This is a genomic window from Sulfurospirillum sp., from assembly GCF_036802865.1.
In the GTDB taxonomy this organism is placed as follows: domain Bacteria; phylum Campylobacterota; class Campylobacteria; order Campylobacterales; family Sulfurospirillaceae; genus Sulfurospirillum.
Genome location: NZ_DAIRVK010000001.1, coordinates 1 through 19,458, shown reverse-complemented (window position 1 = coordinate 19,458; position 19,458 = coordinate 1). Strand labels below are relative to the sequence as shown.

Annotated in this window: 15 protein-coding genes; 7 read left to right on the top strand and 8 right to left on the bottom strand. The window is 37.5% G+C overall.

Translation table 11 applies throughout. From position 1 onward, the window contains the following. Positions 1–7 precede the first annotated feature (7 nt). Genes frr through secG form a run of 3 tightly spaced genes read right to left on the bottom strand, consistent with a single transcriptional unit; the run spans position 8 to position 1,888 of the window. Positions 8–568 (bottom strand): ribosome recycling factor, encoded by a 561-nt coding sequence (gene frr, locus V7Q04_RS00075; RefSeq protein WP_333802890.1) that lies wholly within the window; start codon positions 566–568, stop codon positions 8–10. Between the two features lie 24 nt (positions 569–592). Continuing rightward, positions 593–1,546 (bottom strand): polysaccharide deacetylase family protein, encoded by a 954-nt coding sequence (locus V7Q04_RS00070; RefSeq protein WP_333802889.1) that lies wholly within the window; start codon positions 1,544–1,546, stop codon positions 593–595. A 6-nt stretch (positions 1,547–1,552) separates the two neighbouring features. Then, positions 1,553–1,888, bottom strand: a complete 336-nt coding sequence (gene secG, locus V7Q04_RS00065) for a preprotein translocase subunit SecG (protein WP_333802888.1) — start codon at positions 1,886–1,888, stop codon at positions 1,553–1,555. 163 nt (positions 1,889–2,051) lie between these two features. Here secG and V7Q04_RS00060 point away from each other — a divergent pair, with 163 nt between their 5' ends. Together V7Q04_RS00060 and V7Q04_RS00055 are read left to right on the top strand one after the other, a co-directional pair. Beyond that, complete coding sequence (locus tag V7Q04_RS00060) at positions 2,052–2,834, top strand: hypothetical protein (RefSeq protein ID WP_333802887.1); 783 nt, start codon at positions 2,052–2,054, stop codon at positions 2,832–2,834. A 2-nt stretch (positions 2,835–2,836) separates the two neighbouring features. Beyond that, complete coding sequence (locus V7Q04_RS00055) at positions 2,837–3,343, top strand: cyclic nucleotide-binding domain-containing protein (protein WP_333802886.1); 507 nt, start codon at positions 2,837–2,839, stop codon at positions 3,341–3,343. 4 nt (positions 3,344–3,347) lie between these two features. On the opposite strand, the gene V7Q04_RS00050 is transcribed toward V7Q04_RS00055, so the two are convergent. Genes V7Q04_RS00050 through V7Q04_RS00035 form a run of 4 tightly spaced genes read right to left on the bottom strand, consistent with a single transcriptional unit; the run spans position 3,348 to position 11,658 of the window. After that, positions 3,348–5,741 carry an HD domain-containing phosphohydrolase gene (locus V7Q04_RS00050; RefSeq protein ID WP_333802885.1) on the bottom strand — a complete coding sequence of 798 codons (2,394 nt, stop codon included), beginning with the start codon at positions 5,739–5,741 and terminating at the stop codon, positions 3,348–3,350. A 2-nt stretch (positions 5,742–5,743) separates the two neighbouring features. Continuing rightward, positions 5,744–7,918, bottom strand: a complete 2,175-nt coding sequence (locus tag V7Q04_RS00045) for a CHASE2 domain-containing protein (RefSeq protein ID WP_333803681.1) — start codon at positions 7,916–7,918, stop codon at positions 5,744–5,746. A gap of 45 nt (positions 7,919–7,963) precedes the next feature. Beyond that, complete coding sequence (locus V7Q04_RS00040; protein WP_333802884.1) at positions 7,964–9,283, bottom strand: surface lipoprotein assembly modifier; 1,320 nt, start codon at positions 9,281–9,283, stop codon at positions 7,964–7,966. Positions 9,284–9,294: 11 nt separating this feature from the next. After that, positions 9,295–11,658 carry a FecR domain-containing protein gene (locus tag V7Q04_RS00035; RefSeq protein ID WP_333802883.1) on the bottom strand — a complete coding sequence of 788 codons (2,364 nt, stop codon included), beginning with the start codon at positions 11,656–11,658 and terminating at the stop codon, positions 9,295–9,297. Between the two features lie 141 nt (positions 11,659–11,799). On the opposite strand from V7Q04_RS00035, the gene V7Q04_RS00030 reads away from it, so the two are divergent. From V7Q04_RS00030 to V7Q04_RS00010, 5 genes are all read left to right on the top strand, one after another. Further along, positions 11,800–12,531: a methyltransferase domain-containing protein gene (locus tag V7Q04_RS00030; protein WP_333802882.1), complete on the top strand. Its 732-nt coding sequence runs from the start codon at positions 11,800–11,802 to the stop codon at positions 12,529–12,531. A 344-nt stretch (positions 12,532–12,875) separates the two neighbouring features. Further along, positions 12,876–15,215, top strand: coding sequence for a molybdopterin-containing oxidoreductase family protein (locus tag V7Q04_RS00025; RefSeq protein ID WP_333802881.1), 2,340 nt, complete (start codon positions 12,876–12,878; stop codon positions 15,213–15,215). A 2-nt stretch (positions 15,216–15,217) separates the two neighbouring features. Then, entirely contained in the window at positions 15,218–15,781 is a 564-nt protein-coding gene (locus V7Q04_RS00020) for a 4Fe-4S dicluster domain-containing protein (protein ID WP_333802880.1), read from the top strand. 9 nt (positions 15,782–15,790) lie between these two features. Continuing rightward, a complete protein-coding gene (nrfD, locus tag V7Q04_RS00015; protein ID WP_333802879.1) occupies positions 15,791–16,963 on the top strand; it encodes an NrfD/PsrC family molybdoenzyme membrane anchor subunit in 1,173 nt (390 codons plus the stop codon). A gap of 276 nt (positions 16,964–17,239) precedes the next feature. Further along, positions 17,240–18,454, top strand: coding sequence for a rhodanese-like domain-containing protein (locus tag V7Q04_RS00010; protein ID WP_333802878.1), 1,215 nt, complete (start codon positions 17,240–17,242; stop codon positions 18,452–18,454). Between the two features lie 75 nt (positions 18,455–18,529). Here the strand turns inward: V7Q04_RS00010 and V7Q04_RS00005 are convergent, their stop codons facing one another. Further along, positions 18,530–19,237: a Bax inhibitor-1/YccA family protein gene (locus tag V7Q04_RS00005; RefSeq protein ID WP_333802877.1), complete on the bottom strand. Its 708-nt coding sequence runs from the start codon at positions 19,235–19,237 to the stop codon at positions 18,530–18,532. Positions 19,238–19,458 lie beyond the last annotated feature (221 nt).

Sequence of the window (19,458 nt, the reverse complement as noted above, 5' to 3'; positions counted from 1 at the left end):
TTTACCCTTAAATTTTTAGGAGTTCAGATTCTTTTTCTCTTACGAGTTCATCGACTTTAGAAACGGTTGCGTCAGTGATTTTTTGAACTTCATCTTGACCTTTTTTAGAGCCATCTTCGGTAATCAATTTATCTTTTTCCAATTTTTTAACTTGGTCATTAGAGTCTTTACGCACATTTCGGATGGCAATTTTAGCTTTATCGCCCATAGCTTTAGCTTGTTTTGCACCTTCTTTTCGTTGCTCAGTTGTCATTGGTGGAAAGAAGAGTTTAATACTTTCGCCATCGTTGTTTGGATTGACACCGATGTTAGCTTGCATAATCGCTTTTTCGATCTCTCTGAGCATTTTTTTCTCCCAAGGAGAAATTGTGATGGTTGTCGCATCGGTTGCTAGAACAGTTGCCACTTGGCTAAGACCAGTTGGTGTTCCGTAGTAATCCACATGGATATTATCTAAAATTGTTGTAGAGACTTTACCACTACGAATGGTCATAAAGTCACGTTTGAGTGCCGCGATACATTTTTCCATATGCTCTTTTTGTTCAGCATAGATTTTGTTTAATTCCATTTTGTACCTCTTTGTAAGTTAAAATTATTTACTAAACTTGTCTTTGACAAGCAATTTTGTTGAAATTTTGTTGCCCACGGAAACAATAATCCGTGTACGATCTTTGGTGAGTATTTTATTAATTTGAGCTTCAAATACGCCATCACTTAAACTGACTTCTTGATAGCCGTGTTCGCTGATGTATATACCACCTTTGGTTGCATTGGTCACAGCTTTTACATGCAAAGATGCAAGCTTGCCATCACTCAGTAACACGTTGGGCTCAAACCATGTGGCTTCAAGAGCTTTGTATTTCAGAAATCCTGCTAAATCACTTCTCCCAACAAGCGCCGAGCGATCTAAATCCAGCGGGTCACTGAAACTTGCAACAGCACCCATTGTCTGGTTTAAGATCGCTTCAAAACCATAGCTTGTTGCAATCGCTTTGACCCGAGGACTAAATTCGCCAAAAGGGTAAGAGAAGTAATGAGGTTTAATACCAAGACGTTTTTCAAATAAATTCAAACCTTCATCGAAGTCTTTTTTAAGTGCTTCATCACTGAGTTCTGTCATGTGGGGATGGTTTAGTGAGTGAAATTCTAAAGAACCGTATTTGCTGGTTTCTTTAAGTTGTTCCCAACTCATAAAATCGCCGTATTTTTGCTCGGTGGCTCCGACATAAACGAACATTGTGAAGGGGTAATTGTACTCTTTAAAAAGTGCTAAACCATGCTCATAAAAACTTTTGTAGTTATCATCAATTGTAAGAACAATCCAATTGTCAGGAATGGTTTCCTTGTTGTGAAGAGCACGTACAAGTTTTTCAAGAGGAATGACTTCATAACCATTTTTTTTGAAGTAGTCGAACTCTTTGCGAAGTTCTTCAAGGGTTGTGTTGGTGGTGGGATATCTGGAATCGTTAAAACGGTGGTAGATGAAGATATGGGCATCTGCCCATACCATCACACTCAAACACAACACAAGCCAAAAAGATTTCATGCGAGGTTATTTAGATGTAGGCGCTTCAGGAGCTGCTGGAGCAGATGTCACAGGAGCTGGAACGCTTGGTACAACGCTTTTTTCGATTTTAATATCTTCTGCAATCGATACTTTTTTATCTTGATTGTAAAAATAACCCAAAGCAAGTGTATTTACAATAAAAAGTGTTGCAATGATGAAAGTAAATTTTGCCATAAAACCCGCTGGTCCTTTTGCACCAAAGAGGGATTCGTTGCTTCCACTGTAAGCACCAAGACCGATAGATGAGCTTTTTTGTAGAAGTACAGAAACAGTTAAAATAGCGGTTAATACAAATTGTAAAACCAATAAAACGGTGGTCATAAGGGATGTCCTTTGTTTTCAAAATAATGTAGAACTAAGGATTATATCCAAAACGTGTTAAAGAATCGTTAAACATTAAGAAATCACTTTTAAAAGAGGCAAGAAATAGTTTAATAAGACCGCGCTTTTTGTTATAATCATAATAGATAGAGAGGGAGTGTAAATGATGATAGATAATACAATGAATGAGCCTCTGGATGGATTAGAAGCTGAAGCTTCAGAACTTGTTTTTGATCTCATAGCAATTATTGAAGATTTTACACAGACATATTTTAATGATGAGTATGAAGTTTTAAAATTTAATATCAACTTTTTAGAGAGCAATGGATTTGCGTACCAAAAAAAAGTTGATTATATGAAACTCAATCGCTTCATTGCAGCAGCTTACAATACTATCGGTGCTAATGATGTTCAAGCCATTGATGGGTTACTTTCTAAATTTTACAAAGATATTGTTTTCCTCAATAATTTTTATAAAAATTTTCTTGAAAAATCTAAAGATATTTCTATTGTGTTTAAATACCATTTTTTAAAGTCTGTAGGCGACCTTGATGGGCTCCATACACGTTTAAGTGAAAAGGAGGCTAAACGAACTGGTAAAATGGAACACTTACAAAACGATGAAGAGCGTACGGAATTTGGGGCGTATATCAAAGAACAATTTTTACGCGAGTTTAAAAAAGAACGTGATGCGTATGCTGAAAATTTACGTTCTATTATCAACACGAAAACATATTATTTCGATAAATTGTTGTGGAATGAAGCAAAAAAAAGTGCTTCTATTAGAGATTTTTTTAAAAAATCAAGGCGAATTGATGGAGATTTGACAGAAGAGTTATCGACCAAAATATTTGTAAAACAATATTTGCAAACGGTTGATTTTTCACACGCTAAAGATATCAAGTGGCATACCTATCTTCAAAATGTACTAACACTAATGGATTAACAATGGTCATTAAACATACAAATTACACCAAAGAAGAGATTGCGCGTATTTTAGAAGCGGGACATGCGCATAAACTCTCTGTTTCCCAAGAAAAACTCTTAGAGATTAGTGATAAAATTTATCTGTTTGATGGGATTAAACAGGAAGATATTATCCGTATGACCACCAATGTCAAGTTTAAACGCTATGCCAAAGGTGACGTGATTATGAATGCGGGGGATGCCACTAAAGATATTTATTTTATTTTAAATGGTATGGGTGTTGTTGTCGTTGATGGCAAAAAAATTGTTGCAACGATTGATTCTGGGAATATGTTTGGTGAAATGGCATTTTTAACCAAAAAACCCAGAAATGCAACCATCCTTTCGTATAAAGAGGGGACAACCATTATCTCTTTTGAGATTAATGGTGAGAAGTGCAATGAAATTTATTCTTATCCTTTTGCGCTTTTGTATCAAAATATTGCATTAGATTTGACACGAAAAATCGAAATAGCCAACAAAAAATAAGACACTATAATGTATTGAAATCCACGGTAACGGTGTCAATGCTCGATGCAGGAAGCACCTCTTTTGCATAGTGTAAATAGAGCCCAGAATCGTAGAAAAACTTTACAAGCTCTTTGTCCAGCTCTTCTTCTTTTGCCATACTGTGAAGAATTTTCATTGCCAAGGAAAGAGGCATACCTGCTTTATACGGGCGATCACTGGCAGTCAGGGCTTCAAAAATATCGGCAATGGCTAAAATACGCGCTTCAAAGCTGATTTCAGCACCTTTGAGTCCTTGTGGGTAGCCTTTCCCATTGATTTTTTCATGGTGATTTCCTGAAATTTGAGGAATCTGTTGGTATTTTTTAGGGAATGGCAAACGGTTTAAAATGTCAACGCTTAGTTGCGCGTGATCGTTAATGATTTTGCGCTCTTCATAGGTGAGTGTACCTTTTTGGGTGCTAAGATGATACGCCTCATCTTCTGTGAGAATGCTATAGTTTTCTTCTCCTATGTGCCATGACTCTTTTGCCAGTGATTGAACCTTCGCAACAGTCTCATTATGCAGAAATGTGTCACCTTTGTTGCTCGACTGGATAAGTGTAAAGGTATTCTTTAAGGTTTCAAGATCGTGATGATACGTCTCTTCTAACGCTTGCATATCGCCTTTTTGTCTACCTTCCATGATAGCAATTTTATCTTCTAAAAATTTTACACGTAAAGCTTTTTCAACTGTTTTAATACGACATTCAATGATATAAATACGATCAACGATAGCTTCTAATTTTGTCGCTTTGTCGACGACTTGTTCAGGTGTTGCTAATTTTCCAATGTCATGCATCAGTGCCGCAAAATTGATCTGCTTGATCTCTTCTTCGGTGAAGTGTTTTTTTGCATATAAAGAGTCATCTTGATTGATCGCCTCAGCGATCATGACACTAAGTTTTACCATACGTTCAATGTGCCCAGCCGTGTAAGGTGATTTTTTACTGATAGCAAAAATGATGCTTTTAAGAAAAGACTCTAAAAGATTTTCAAGTCCTTGGATAAGCGATGTGTTGGTAATAGCAATGGCAGCTTGCGATGCGAGAGAAAGGGTGATTTTTTCATCTTCAACGTTAAATGCTCTCACTTCATGCGTTTGTGCATCAATTTTATTTAAAAGCTGCAATACGCCAATAATTTCATGCTCGTGGTTTTTCATGGGAATAACGAGCATTGATTTGGAGCGATACCCTGTTCCTTGATCGAATTTTTTGGTACCCTCAAAAGAAAATCCTACGGCTTCATAGACATCAGGGATGTTGACAAGTCGATCTTCTAAAGCACATGTCGCGGCTACCATAGCTTTATTGGGTGTGCCATTTTCGAGATAGAGTGGGAGTGGTGGCCATGTTATTTTGTCGCTCTTGCCTCCCATTTTGATATTTAACGAGTCTGTTTGAATAACTTGAAAACGTAGTTCATCTTTTTCAAGCAAGTAGAGTGTTCCTCCATCTGCTCCTGTGAGATTTTTGGCTTCGGTGACGATCATTTCTAAAAGTGCATCAAGGTTCTCATTGGCAGAAAGCGCTGTTCCTATCTCCGTGAGTTTTTGAACACGTTCATCGATGCTTACAGGCATAATGTATTGTAAATGACCCGTGGCGAGATCTATACTTCCACCATCGTGTAAAACAGCTTCTTGTGCAATGCCAATAGCACTTAATTCTTGTGTGATTTGTTCAGCATAAAAAGGTTTAAGATGGTTGATATAAAGATGCACATCATTACGTTTGAGGTGTTTCATCCCTTCGGCTAAAAAGTGTGGTGTCAGATGTTTACTTTCGGTTGCAATTTTCACAAAATGATTTGGGAAAGAGACATCGATGATAAGCGCTTTAATTTCAGATCTTTCGTTCAGTAACTCCCACAATGCTTCATTACTAAAGGTATCTCCTGAGAAGAGCAGAGCGCTTTTATTTTGCTCTATAATATAACCACAGCAAGGAACTGTATGATTGGCTAAAAAAGGAGTGAGTGTTATACCTTCTTCAACGACATAACTTTGTTGTGGTTCAATCGTCACATAAGTAATAGCAGGTATTTTGCTGTTTGGTAGATGAAGTTTACTAAAATCAGGCCAGACAACATTGTTAAAAAGATGTGTTTGCAGTGCTTTAATTGTTGCTGGGAGTCCATAAAGTGTGAGTGTTTCTGTACGTTTGGCAAAAAAATTATCGACCATGAATGCCGTATCGATGATATGGTCCAAATGAGCATGCGAGAAAAAAATATGGTTGATATGAAAAGCATCTTCGCCAAGGGAATGCATAATATTACCCGCATCAATCAACGTGTGTTTGCTCACTTGAATACATGTGCTAAAAGACTCTTTGGATCTGCTTCCAGAAGCACCTAAAATACGAATATAACTCATTATTATCCTTTAGTAGTGTGCACAAAAACACCATTAAATGCACTTGGTGGGAAAGTAATATAGTGTGAACAACGCTCACAATAGATTGTGTAAATGGCTTGATTGGTTTTCGTTTCTCTTTTTTGCAGTGTTTCAAAATAAGCAAGTGCTTCAGTGAAACGAGCTTCTTTATAAAGTGCGATAGCCTCATGATGAAGCTTTAACTCTTCTTGGAGCTCTTCATAGCTTACTGCATAGAGTGGTTCATGTTGAGGTGCATCAAAATCATGAACTTGCCAGACTTCCACAGGTTCATTTTTACCTTTGACGGTCACTAAGTCTAAAAAGCGAAAAATGTAAGCATCTTTGAGTTGGGCTTTGGTAAAGTTAGAGATGGTTAGATGGGAGTTATAGTATTTGCATAATGACTCCAATCGAGAACCTAAGTTGATTGGATCACCAATGACAGTGTAGTCACTACGATTCGTTGTACCCATTTCTCCAACAATCGCGACACCTGTGTTAATTCCAATGCCAATGTCAATGATAGGCTTACCTTTTTGCTCGGCCATCGAAGCAATGTTTTCAAATTCTGGATTGGCTTTTAATTCAGCATTAAGAGATTTGAGATGGTGCAATTGCTGAAGAGCCGCTGTTACAGCTTTATCGGCATGATCTTTTATGCTAATAGGAGCATTCCAATACGCCATGATGGCATCACCAATAAATTTATCTACCGTACCACCCGAGCGAATAATAATTTGGCTCATAGGATCCATATAGGCATTCATAAGATGAATCAAGCGCTTTGCATCACCTGATGCTTCGGAAATGGCTGTGAAATCACGTACATCAGAAAAAAAGATGGTGATCTCTTTTTCAATGCCTTGCAGAACATCGCCTTCGCTCGCGAGAATATTATTCATAACAGCAGGGCTTACTTTACTTGCGAATTTATGTTTGATGAGCTCTTTTTGTCTTATTTCAAGAAAATAGTTAATCGCTTGACCTACGATAAAAAGAATATTAATTGCTACCAATGGTAGAAGTGTATTGAATAAGATTCCTTGGTAAATCATACTGTAGTAGTGTGCCAGAATGAGAATAAGATTTAACATTATAAGGGTAGTAAAGCTTAATAAGGCACTTGGTAAAAGTAAAATGGCAAATGTGATGATACAACACGCAATAATACTGAGTAGATCAACACCCCGTGTCCAAATAGGTTTTGCAATGTACTCTTGATGTAAGATGTTATCAATAGCGTTGGCGTGGACTTCAACACCTGCATAAACACTCTCAAATGGTGTACTTCTAAGATCAAGTAAGCCTGCAGCGGAAGTTCCTACAAGAGCGATTTTATCTTTGACACGTAAAGGATCGACACTGTTCGTGTAGACATCAAGAGCGGAAATATACTTATAACTGTGTTGCTTACCTCGATAATTTACCATCAAACGTCCAAAAAAGTCGGTAGGAATAACATGTTCGCCAATTTCAATTTGACGAATACCACTTTCGTCATAAGCAATCGTAATTTTTTTTTCATTCAGTGCAATACGCACCATTTCAAGGCTTAGCGAAGGGTAAAGAATACCATCATACTCCATAATAAGTGGAATACTACGCACAATACCATCACCATCCGGAATGGTGTTAAAGTAGCCACTTGAGTACGCCTGTTTTTGAATGTTCGGAGTGTTTAAAATGGCGCGATAAGGTTTGATGAGTGAAGAGTGTACTGGGCGATTTTGCTCTACAATAATAGCGGCAGATTTAGGGCTTCCTTCAGGCTCGATGGCATCTGAGGTTAAAGCAAAAACATATCCTACAATTGTAGGTGTTTCGTGAATTGTTTGTGCAAAAATTGCATCATAATCGGGTGCATTTTGATACGAAAGCCCTAATTGTTTTAAGACTTTTTGAGGTGAGCTGTTGTCTGCTTCTGCAAAAACAACATCAAGTCCTATGATGGCGACACCAAGATCGGAGAGATTTTGCAGGAGCTTTGCTATTTTATCTCTACTCCATGGCCATTGTCCAAGAGATTTGAGGCTTTTTTCATCAATGTCAATGATAATAATATTTTCATCACCTTTGATTTCACCTCTCCTTTGAAGCATGATATCTTTGATTTTATATTCAAAGGGTTGCCAAAAGGAGCTGTAATGAAGATAACCTATACTACAGCTTCCCATAATGATGAGAGCGAAGAGAAGCTGTGTTAGGCTTTTACGCATAGGCTAAAACGAGTAAATGTACGAAAGAGTCGTAACATTTTTTTTGTAAGTGTACAGAGCATTGTTGGAAGTATGGTCACTGTAAGCGTAGCCTAGCATGATTGAAGATTGTTTATCGAGCATGTATGAAAGTGAAGCGGTATAGTAATCTTCAGTATCTTTACGTTTGAGATTAAAAAGTGCATCAAATTCTTTGTACGTGGTATCTTTATAGGCATATCCAATTGCAGCTCGAAAATCTTTGAAAACCTCTTTTGAAAGTTCCAAACGATAGTTCCACTCATCCGATGAAACACCATATTGTGCCGCTGTTTTGTTTCGCTCGTTTTCATCTTTGTAGGTGACATAGGCCGCAATAATCCATGGATCTTGTGGGTTGAGTGCGTAACGTAGTCCCATAGTATAAACAGTTGCATCAGAATCAGTGGTGTTAGAACTTTGCGTGTGGAGGCTGCGTTTTTGAGTAATGTCCGTTTCTAACATTAACTCGGGAGTCAGAATTGTTTTAAGGTTAAGCGCGACACGGCTTATATTCATATAATCATCAGATTCTAAGCGAACTTTGTCATAAATGGCTTGAAGTGAAAGTTTATAAATATCATAAGTATAGCTCGGTCCTGTTGCTAACGAAAAAAGCATAAGGTCTTTGTCCGAGTACTGTGTAAGATTTTTATTGTAAGCTAAAAAGGTACTTTCCCAAGCAAAGCCACCTTTTTCACCCATATCGTAGCTGTGGTTTAAAACCAATGTTTGTGCAAGACCAGCACTTTTACGTCGATTATTTCCAGGTAAATCTATAATGTTGGGTATGTTTTGAGTTACACCTCGTCCCACATCATTACCAATATTGGTATCGTAATCCCATGCTAAAATTAAAGCACCACCAAACGTGTGTTTTGCTCTTTGTTGCTCAATAGCGCTTTTGAGTGCAATCACATTTTCTTGCACAGTAAGGGGCAATTGCTCTTGCAATACACCATCTAAAAGAGATTGAGCGGTGTCGTATTGTTGGATTTCAAAATAAAGGCGCGCTAATTCCAGCTTGGTTCGTACATGTGAAGGATTCAGGATAAGAACACGATCAAACGCGCTTACCGCATCATCATAATGTTTAAGCTCCAACGCTGCTCTTCCAAGATAAAAATTGACTTCAACATTCTCAGGTGATATTTCACTCAGCGTGTAAAACTGTTGATAGGCATTTAAAAAATCTTGCGCATTATAAGCCTTTAGTGCAAGAGTATAGTCACTTTTGAAAGTCTCTAAAGAACTCGCTGAGAGTGAAGCAATGGTGATAAAACAAAAAATTAAAATTTTTCTCATGGTGTTAGCCCTTATTTAATTGCTTTGAATGAGCCAGAAGCTATATCATCAGAAGTTTTTGACAAATTGAAACTACCTGCAAGAGCATTAGCTGCTGGTCCGTAAAAATTTCCCTTTAAGCTTCCATTAGAGTTTCCACTCGCCAAATTAGCTGTAAAGCTAGATGAACTGGCTGTTAGAGCACTTGTTGTGACCGTACTGCTCCATGATCGATTGTTGCTGGTCTTAAATGCTATGGTGCCTGAGATAGGATTTACGTTTGCAAAATTGATGGCAAGATTGACACTATTGCTCGCATCATTTAAGATGTATCCCCATACACCACAGTCTCTAGCAGCACCAATCACTGTACCGCTGTAACTGTAAGATGCTGTATTTGTGACAAGATTTTGGATCACACTTGGATCAGTTTTTGTTCCCGCAACCCAAGTACTAAAAGGTGATGTTTGTCTCTCTATTCGGTCTACATTGTTGAGTTGATTATTTCCCCAGTATCCCCATGAAACATAGTCATCTTGCGTTGTGAGTGGGATGGCAATAAGATAGTTTTGAAGTAAGGGTGTTGAATTGTCATGAGTATCTATCGTGATAGCCGCAAAATAGTCATCGTGAATGTATGCTGATTTACTAGACGAGCCTGTTCCATCGATGGTAAGTGAAGATGAGGCAACACTAATCGCACCTGTGTTTTTATTGATTTGAATGGTCAAGTCACTGTTGCCTGAGCTGTTAGTAATAAGTCCTTCTAGTGTTTGTACCGTGTTATACCTTTGAGAGGCAATAGGTGTTGAAGTCGTTGTTTTCACTGCAATACCCGTTGTTGTGCTATAGCTAGGGATATAACCACCATCATAATTATAAGTTGTTTCTATCCCATTGACACCAATAGCTTGATTTGTACTACCGTAAAGTGCTCCTGACAAACTAGCATATGCCCAGTGATTAATGTAATTTGAATTCGGTGAATTGACGAGCGTATAGTCTTTTAAGGTTAGGCTATTATGACTATCAACCGTTCCAAGGGTGATAATAAGGCTATTGTCACTTCCATCTAATGAAAATCCAAGCGCATTACGATTGGTTGTATTGATCGCTAAAGCATTCAACGAGCCTGTTAATTCAGGATAATTCAGTGCTGCAATGGAATCAAACGGATCTGCATAATAGAGAATAGTTGAGGTAGAAAGCGTAGAAGACTGTCGTCCAATAATAAATTTTTGAGTGTAGAAAACATCCTCATTTCTCAGAGATGCGATAAAGAGTTCTTGATTGGCATCTTGTATCAAAGCATAATTCGATAATGTCATATTGTTGCTGTTGTGTGAAAGTGTTACGGGGGTATTGGAAGTGTTATGGGGCTTGGTTAAGTAACTAAAATCTGTTATCTCTGCATTGAGATTATTTAAATTGGTCCAACCGTTTGTTCCAATAAGTGGAATATCACTAAGTATCAATGTTGTATATGAATGTAAATGGGTATATTCACTTGGATGATACCCCAAAACAAGTGTCAATGTTGAATTAATCCCTTTTGCATAATAATCGATGGAGCTTTCAAATGGATTATAATCCAACGTACCACCTGTAAGCCCAACGCTAGGGGTAAAATGTGATTGATTGTTCACGGCAGTAGTAGCAGAATTGTCTACAGTGCTTTGCGTTGATTGTTGTAAGGTGTTATTTGCAACATCATTGACTTGATTAGTAGTCGATGTTGTTGAAGAAGAGGCAAGGATGACATTTCCACTTTGTGTTGGTTGTGACGAACTTGATGCTGTCGAATTTAGAGGGGTGGCACTGAGTGGTTTTGGTGCGGAGGGTGCTTGATTTGGTGAGACTGTTGTTGCAAAACCAGCACCTATTTCAACAGACCCCATAGGTGTTACAACAACGATTTTACCTGAAGAACATCCAATAATATCGGGCTGTTCGAGACCATCTTTCGGAGGCATACTGGTTTGTCCCAGCACTGTTGTTCCTCTGATTCCAATGGTTGCAGTTTTTGTTTCGAGATTAAAGTTCTCAGGTGCTTGTTTTCCGATATTGCCCGTAATGCTTTTGAATGTGCCTTGATTAAATTTAAATTTAGCCTTCGGTTCTTGAGCATCATTCAAATACTGATTAATATCTAGGATACTTTCACTTCCAAGTGTGATGACAGTTTTATCTTCAAACGTAAGCTGAATTTGGCTGTTGGCTCGTGTTGCGATAAGATCATGTTCTTCAAGAGTTGTACCATTGGAGAGTGGCATCGTTTGATTATTGCGAGTTGCAGATGCTTCGCCCTTTAAAAGAGAAACTTTACCGATTGATGCCCATAGTTGTGTGCTTAAAATAAGACACATCAAAATCCCTAAACGCCCCCATTTAGACATCGTGGCCCCTTATTATGAGTATTATTAGATATTTTATGAAAAAAATTCTTAAACTATTATTGTCCTTTCTTACTAAAGAGTATAATAAAAGATGAAACAGTCATTTTTTAGGCACTGCAGAGTATAATTTTTAGAAAAAAAGTGAATAGTAATAGACATATGATTGCAAAACATATTAAAGAATTTTCTAAAAATGCACATAGTTATGATGACTATACCTCTTTACAGCGTGAAATTGCGCATTATTTAGTTTCACATATTGATTCGCAACCTAAAAAAATCCTGGATTTAGGGTGTGGGAGCGGAGCCGTTTTCAAAAATATTACGTGGGATATAGAGCATTTTACAGGTGTAGATAATGCGCTTAAAATGTGCCAGTTACATCCTATCTGTAAAGAAGTGGAAATTATCTGCGAAAATTTTGAAGCACCTGCTTTGTTAGAACAATTAAGCCCATCGTATGATCTTCTTATTTCTTCATCCGCGCTTCAATGGGCAAGTGATATTGAAGCATTGATTTCCAAATTAGCAATAAGATGTCATGAAGGAGCATTTGCCATTTTTACGGATAAAACCTTTGAAACAATCCATACGATGAGTGGTCAATCCACTTTTTTACCTCATGCAAAAACACTCATGGAAATATTTGAAACATACTTTACATGTACACATGAAGTCAAAACATTTCGCCTCTTTTTTGAAGACAACCTTTCTAAATTTCGTTATATTAAAAAGAGTGGTGTTAGTGGTGGTGAAAGGCATTTGAATGTGGCTCAAACAAAAGCATTGATCCAAAATTATCCGCATGAATACCTCGAGTTTGAAGTTCTTTTTATTTGGGGCGTGTCAAAAAAGTCTAAAAAGGTTAATTAAATATAACCTAAATTTATATAATCTCTCAAAATAGCCTCTAAAACTTAAAAGAAATGCAGGCTTTCTTTAGACAATTTATCTCTAAATTATAAAAATATTTCCAATAAAGTACATAAAAATTTACCTTTTGTAATACAATTTATGACAAAGTATCATATTTTTTTATCTTATAAAATCACCTTATCTAGGGATTTTGACTCTCTTTAAAGATTATTTGTATATTTTTTTTAACCTTTTGTAAGTTCTTTCTAAGATTTATGCTTTACAATGGATATATAAAGACACACTTTTAGGCCTCATCTGAAAGTGTGAAACTTAAAGGCAAAAGATAACAAGGAGACGCGATGAAAGTAGAGATCTCAAGAAGGAGATTTCTTCAAGGTAGTGTAGCGATGTCAATAGCAGGCGGAGTGAGCCTTAGTTCCTCTTCCGTTATAGCAAATGCTACAACACCAGCCAAAAAAGTTGGCAATGAAGATAAAAAAATAGCAACACTCTGTGAGATGTGTGTTAATAAATGTGCTGCCATTGCGCATGTTCACAATGGTGTTATTGAAAAACTTGATCCAAACCCACTTTTTCCAAAATCACGTAATATGCTTTGCCCTCGTGGTAATTCGGGCATACAAGCAGTATATGATCCTGATCGTTTGAAATACCCACTCATCCGTGATGGTGAAAAAGGGAGTGGAAAGTTTAAGCGCGTCAGTTGGGACGAAGCATACGCTTACATTAACGAAAAACTCACCAAAATTTTGGATGAAGAGAAAGATAACCGCTCAACGGTGGCTTTTTGTGCGGGCGAGGGCATGGCGGAGCACACCTTTAAAAGTTTCTTCACAATGTTCGGTTCTTCACACTTTTTAAACCATGCAAGTCTTTGTCTTGCAACCACTGTTTCGGGTTATTCTCTTACTATTGGTGGTTATGGGCAGGCTGATTTGGATAATGCCAAATATGTCATCATGGCAGGTGCAAATCGTGCTGAAGCGATTGTTACACCAGATACGATGGACTTCTTTAAACGCACAACCGGACGTGGTGCCAAACTGATTACCGTTGATCCTCGTTTTACCAATACGGCGGCTAAAAGTGATAAATGGCTGGCGATCAATGTAGGCACTGACTTAGCTTTTGTTTTAGCACTGACTTATGTTGTTATCAAAGAAGAGCGTTACAATAAGCCATTTGTTGAAAATTATTTCAACGGATTTGATGCCTATAAAGAGCATATTTTAAGTAACAACTATACCCCAGAGTGGGCTGAAAAAATTACGGGTATTAAAGCAGCAGATATTTACCAAGTTGCGCGTGATTTTATGGCAAATGCACCTCAAGCGATTTATTATCAAGGACGACGTACAACATGGTCTAAAAATGACTTCCAACTTCGCCGTGCTCAAGCTATTTTCTCGGCTCTTGGTGGTGGTATTGATGTGAAAGGTGGTATCTGTTTTGGTAAGAGCTTACCACTGGTAGAACATGACGCAGTTGCTCCTATGTATGCACAAGCAAAACCTCGTATCGAAAAAGATGAAGCCGCCGTTGTGGGCGGGTCTGGCTCATGGGTTGCTTTTAGAAATATGGTTTTGGAAAACAGAAGTCCGTATCCTATTCGTGCACTTTTTAACTACAAACACAATCCAATGCAAAATATGCCAAATAATGCCAAAACAGCAGAATTTTTGAAAAAATTAGATTTGGTTGTAACCATTGATACAATGCCAAGTGACACGGTTATGCTCAGCGATGTGATTTTACCAGAGTGTACTTATTTGGAGAGAACTGATCCAGTGGTCTCTTTTGGTGGTATTGAGCCAGCCATTGCACAACGCAATAAAGTCATTGACCCTATGTTTGAAAGCAAACCTGTCATGGAAATCATGAGAGGTTTGAGTGCGAAACTAACAAAACCTCTTTTTGAGATTACGAAAAAATACGATGAAGATGTTCAAGCATCTATTGAAGATGATGGTGAAGAAAAAGTCTATGCTGACTTTGACTTGAGCAAACCTTTTGTGCACGATCAAGAAGAACTCAATGCCCATGCTGTCGAAAAGTATGAAGGCGCAGCAGAGATTCTTAAAGAAAAGGGTGTCTTTTACCCTAATATGAATGAATACTTCAAAAAAGTGAGTGTGAATGACTATGAATACTATCCCGAAGCGAAACGTGCCTATTCGGTACGTAATTTAAAATTTGCTACACCATCGGGAAAAATTGAGTGTGCTGTACCTGCTCTTGCTAAGAAAGGCATCGATGCAATGCCTGTTTGGAAAAAAGAGTATGAAATGGCAATTCCTGCAGGTAAATTTAGATTTATCACAGGGCGTCATGCGCAGTTTACGCAATCAGGAACAGCGAATAACCGAATGCTTCTTAACCTTGTGCCACAAAACTATGCATGGATCAATAAACGTGTAGCCGATAAGTTAGGCATTAAGTTTGGTGATAAGCTGGAAGTTGCCAGCAAAGTAGGAAAAACAACCATCAAAGCGTATCCCACAGAAAAAATTGGACCAGACACACTCTTTTTTGTGCATGGTTTTGGCGTTTACTCAAAAGCGCTTAGCCTTGGATACAACAATGGCGGTAATGATGCAGCTATTATAGAAGATGGCATTGAGCCGATGCACGGATCAACCTGTCTTCATGACACAATCGTAGAAATTAGAAAGGTTTAATCATGGCACGTTATGGAATGGCACTAAACTACAAAAATTGTATTAATTGTAGAGCATGTGAAAGTGCATGTAAAGAAGAGAATGGCGTTTTACTCCTCCAAGATCATTATCGTATCTGGGTTGGCGTTAAAGAGGCGGAAGGGCAATTCCCGAACATCTCTATTGCTTCGCAAACGTATCATCCGAGTCAATGTCAACATTGTGAAAACGCACCCTGTCAACAAGTCTGCCCAACCAATGCGACTTATTATGGCAAAGGTGGCATGGTCATGGTTGATCCAACGAAATGTATTTTATGTACCTATTGTATCAACGCCTGTCCTTATGATGCGCGTTATGTCGATAATCGAACCAACACGGTTGATAAATGTACTTTCTGTTCCGATACCAGACTTGCCAATGGCGAAACAACTACAGCGTGCCAAGCAACGTGTCCAACGAAAGTTCGGGTATTTGGTGATTTAGATGATCCAAACAGCGAGATTTCTGTATTGCTTGCTAACAAAGAGTACCGTCAAGTGAAAGAACACTTGGGTACTAAACCAAAATTATTTTATATTTTGTAGGAGTTTATGATGCAAACAATTTCTTTGAAAAAACTCTTTTATTTTGACAAAACGCCCCTTAATCTAGGGATAGCCATTGTAACCGTAGCACTTCTTGCCGCTTTTATGGCAGGTGCGGTTGCGTATATCTTACATGGACACCATGTTTACAATGTTACAAGACAACATCCGTGGGGTTTACTCATTGCGATGTACGTTTTCTTTGTTGTTTCCAGTACGGGTCTTTGTATTATCTCCTCTATTGGGCATGTTTTTGGAATTCCTGAGTTTCAGCAAATCGGTAAGCGCGCTATTGCAGGTGCGATTATCACCATCAGTTCAGGTTTTGCCGTTATTGGCTTGGAAATTGGTCATCCGATGACGATGCTGATTTACAATGTTTTAACCCCAGGACTCACTTCGGCTATTTGGTGGATGGGAACACTGTATGGTCTTTACTTAACATTCATCTGTTTGGAATTTTTCTTTCTAGCCATTAAAGTCAACCACACGTTTTCTAAAATCTTTGGTATTTGCGGTCTCCTAGTTGGTCTTGCAGCACACTCTAATCTTGGAGCTGTATTTGGCTTTTTAATTTCAAGACCTTCGGCTAATGGTGTTTTTTATCCTGTTTATTTCATTCTTTCCGCGATGATTACAGGGTGTTATTTGGTCTTTTTGATGTATGGTTTTAGGTACAAAATGAATTTTCCTGAAAAAATAAGTGTTATGCTTGTGAAGCTTTCAAAAATTTTGGGCATGTTACTAGCTGTGCTTATTTTCTTTGAGGCCTGGAAAATTTTAACAGCGTTGTATGGCGATATGCCAGAGCGTGCAGCAACAATTTTCCACGCTATCAAAAATCCAAGTTTTTGGTTTGGTGAATTGATTTTAGGAATGTTGATTCCCTTTACAATTATTTTAGTGAGCAATGCAAAAGCCATTAAAGCAACGGTTTATGCTTCTATTACGGGAATGGTTGGTATCTTTTTTATGCGTTATGATTTAGTGCATGATACTTTACTGTACCCAATGACAACACTTAAGAGAGTAGAATATCAAGTCGCGCCTACGTTTGTAGAGTATTTCCCTTCTGCGGCTGAATTTGCAATAGGATTTGGCGGTATCGGTGTGGCGTTGTTTCTGTATTATCTTGCGGATAAAATATTTAATCTTGATGATACGGAAAGTGCGCATCACTAAATAGTAATTTTAGACTATACAGTGGAAAAATATTCACTGTATAGTACTTTATTTCAACCTCATTGATCTTCTATGCTACTCAAAGTAAAAAATAATTACCTTCTTCAATTTTTTTTAAATATTTAAACCTTCTTAAGTAATAAAGTAAGATAATTATTATATTTTATTTATATAATAATTAGGAAAATGTCTTTGGTGTCACAAAAGTGATTAACATTAATTAGGTATCTTGAGGCTAGTGAGTCTGTACAAGAGATATAATAAAGAGGAGATAAGATGAAACTCAAAGTAATTAGTGCAAGCATTGTTGTTGCAGGTTTATTATTTTCTGGATGTACGACACAACCAGAAGCCAGTGCAACTCCAAGTGCCAAAGTATTGACAGCCCCAACAGAGCATGTTAAAGGGCTAATGGAGCAGTATAAGCTCGTTAATGTAGATTATGACTATGTGAAGCAAGCAATTGGAAATGGAACTCGAGAAGGTGCCAAAGCACTTCTTATTGATGCCCGTCCTAATCCAAAATATTTAAGTAGCACAATCCCTTCAAGTATCAATATTCCTGATACACAAATTGATAAGTTTATTGGTCAACTGGATAAAGTAGCTAAAGATAAAGAGATTATTGTCTTTTGTGGCGGATGGGATTGTGAAAAAAGCCCAATTGTAGCCAATCATTTAAAGAGCATAGGTTTTACAAATGTAAAACTTTATCAAGCCGGTGAACCAGAATGGATCAGTAAAAATTATCCAGAGATTGGATTACCAGTAGCTCAAGCCATTTTTAAAAACAATAGTGCAGTTATGATGGATGCACGCCCGTACGCAAAATATATAGCAGGAACGATCCCTGGTGCGCTTTATATGAGTGATGAAGAGGTTGATAAACTTAAAGGTCGTTTACCTGCGGATAAGACAACACCTATTGTGGCATTTTGTGAAGGGTATTCATGTGCAAAATCACACAATCTTGCTAAAAAGCTTCAGTTATTTGGTTATGAAAAAATTAGTGTTTATTCAGGTGGGTATCCTGAATGGAAAGAAGCAGGGCTCCAAACAACTGCCGGTAGTGTGAAAAAAGTAGAAGCAGCTCCAGCTTCTAAAAAAGATGCCTTTGTTGAGGGCGTTAAATTGGGCGAAGATGAAGGAAGTGTTGATGGTGAATGGTATAAAGCATTGATCATGAGTGATAAAATTCCTGCAAATGTAGCTGTTATAGATGTGCGTACCGCAGGAGAATTTGCCAATGGTCATATCAAAGGAGCTGTTAATATTGAAGCTGGAAAATTAGATGCAAAAGATTTAGCGGCAAAATTACCTAAAGCTAAGGTGGTTATTTTTAACTGTTCTGCCGGAGGACGTTCTATGGAAGCATTTATGAAACTTAAAGATGCAAAAATTGATGTAAGTAAAATCCTCTATTTTGATGCAAATATCAAATGTGAAAAGAATGGTAAATGTGAGATTAAGGTCAATGAACCTTTAGGTTAATGTTTTACATGTAAATGCAAAAGGGGGCGAGAGGATTTATCCTCTCGCCCCCTTTTTTTATGCCTCTTTCAAACCTTATTCGTCGCGTGATCCAAAAATACCAAGAATTTGGAGCAATGAAATAAAGAGATTTAAAAAGTCTAAATACAATGCAATAGCACCTTCAATAGGTGTTTCATAAGCACCTTTGATAATATTTTGTGTATCATAAAGAATGAAAGCACTAAACAAAATAGAGCTAATACTTGCAATGGCAAGTTGTAGTATTGGGCTATGAAAAAAGATATTGATGATCCCTGCAACCACAATAACAATTAATGTAATAAATAACATTTTACCCATTGATGAAAAATCTCTTTTAGTATTCATTGCAAACACTGAAAGTCCACCAAAAGCAACGGTTGTTAGAATAAAAGCGTTCGCAACAATACTCGCACCACCTGCCATACCTAATGTATGAGAGAGTAAAGGTACCAGTGTTAATCCACTAATAAACGTAAAACCAAACAGTAAAACCATATTAAGACCTGGTTTTCTTTTGGCAGCATATAGCCCAAATAAAAAAACAAACTCTAAAATAACAAGACCCCAATACCAAGAAGAGATAGTCTTTGCCATACCAATCCCGATATAAGCACCCGCACTTGCAGCAAGCAGTGAGGCTGCAAACAGTTGATAAGTCTGTTTAATAAAAACTCCCATAGAGCTTTCATTGACTCTTGTATGCTCATAACTATTTTCATTTGAGCGATCTTGTATGTAATTTCTGTCATACAGTCCCATAGTAATTCTCCTTGTGATATGTACTAATACATGTTAAATCAAAACGCATTCTATCAAATTCAAAAGCTGGAATGCAATTTTTAAGATCTCTATTATATGGAAAGAGAGTAAACAAAAAATAAATCAAATTGAGAGGGATAAAAAAACTACTTAAATCGTATTGCCTTTTAACCTTCTTTTAAGGTGTAAGTCTATATAATTTCGTCCTCGTTTGAGAGAAC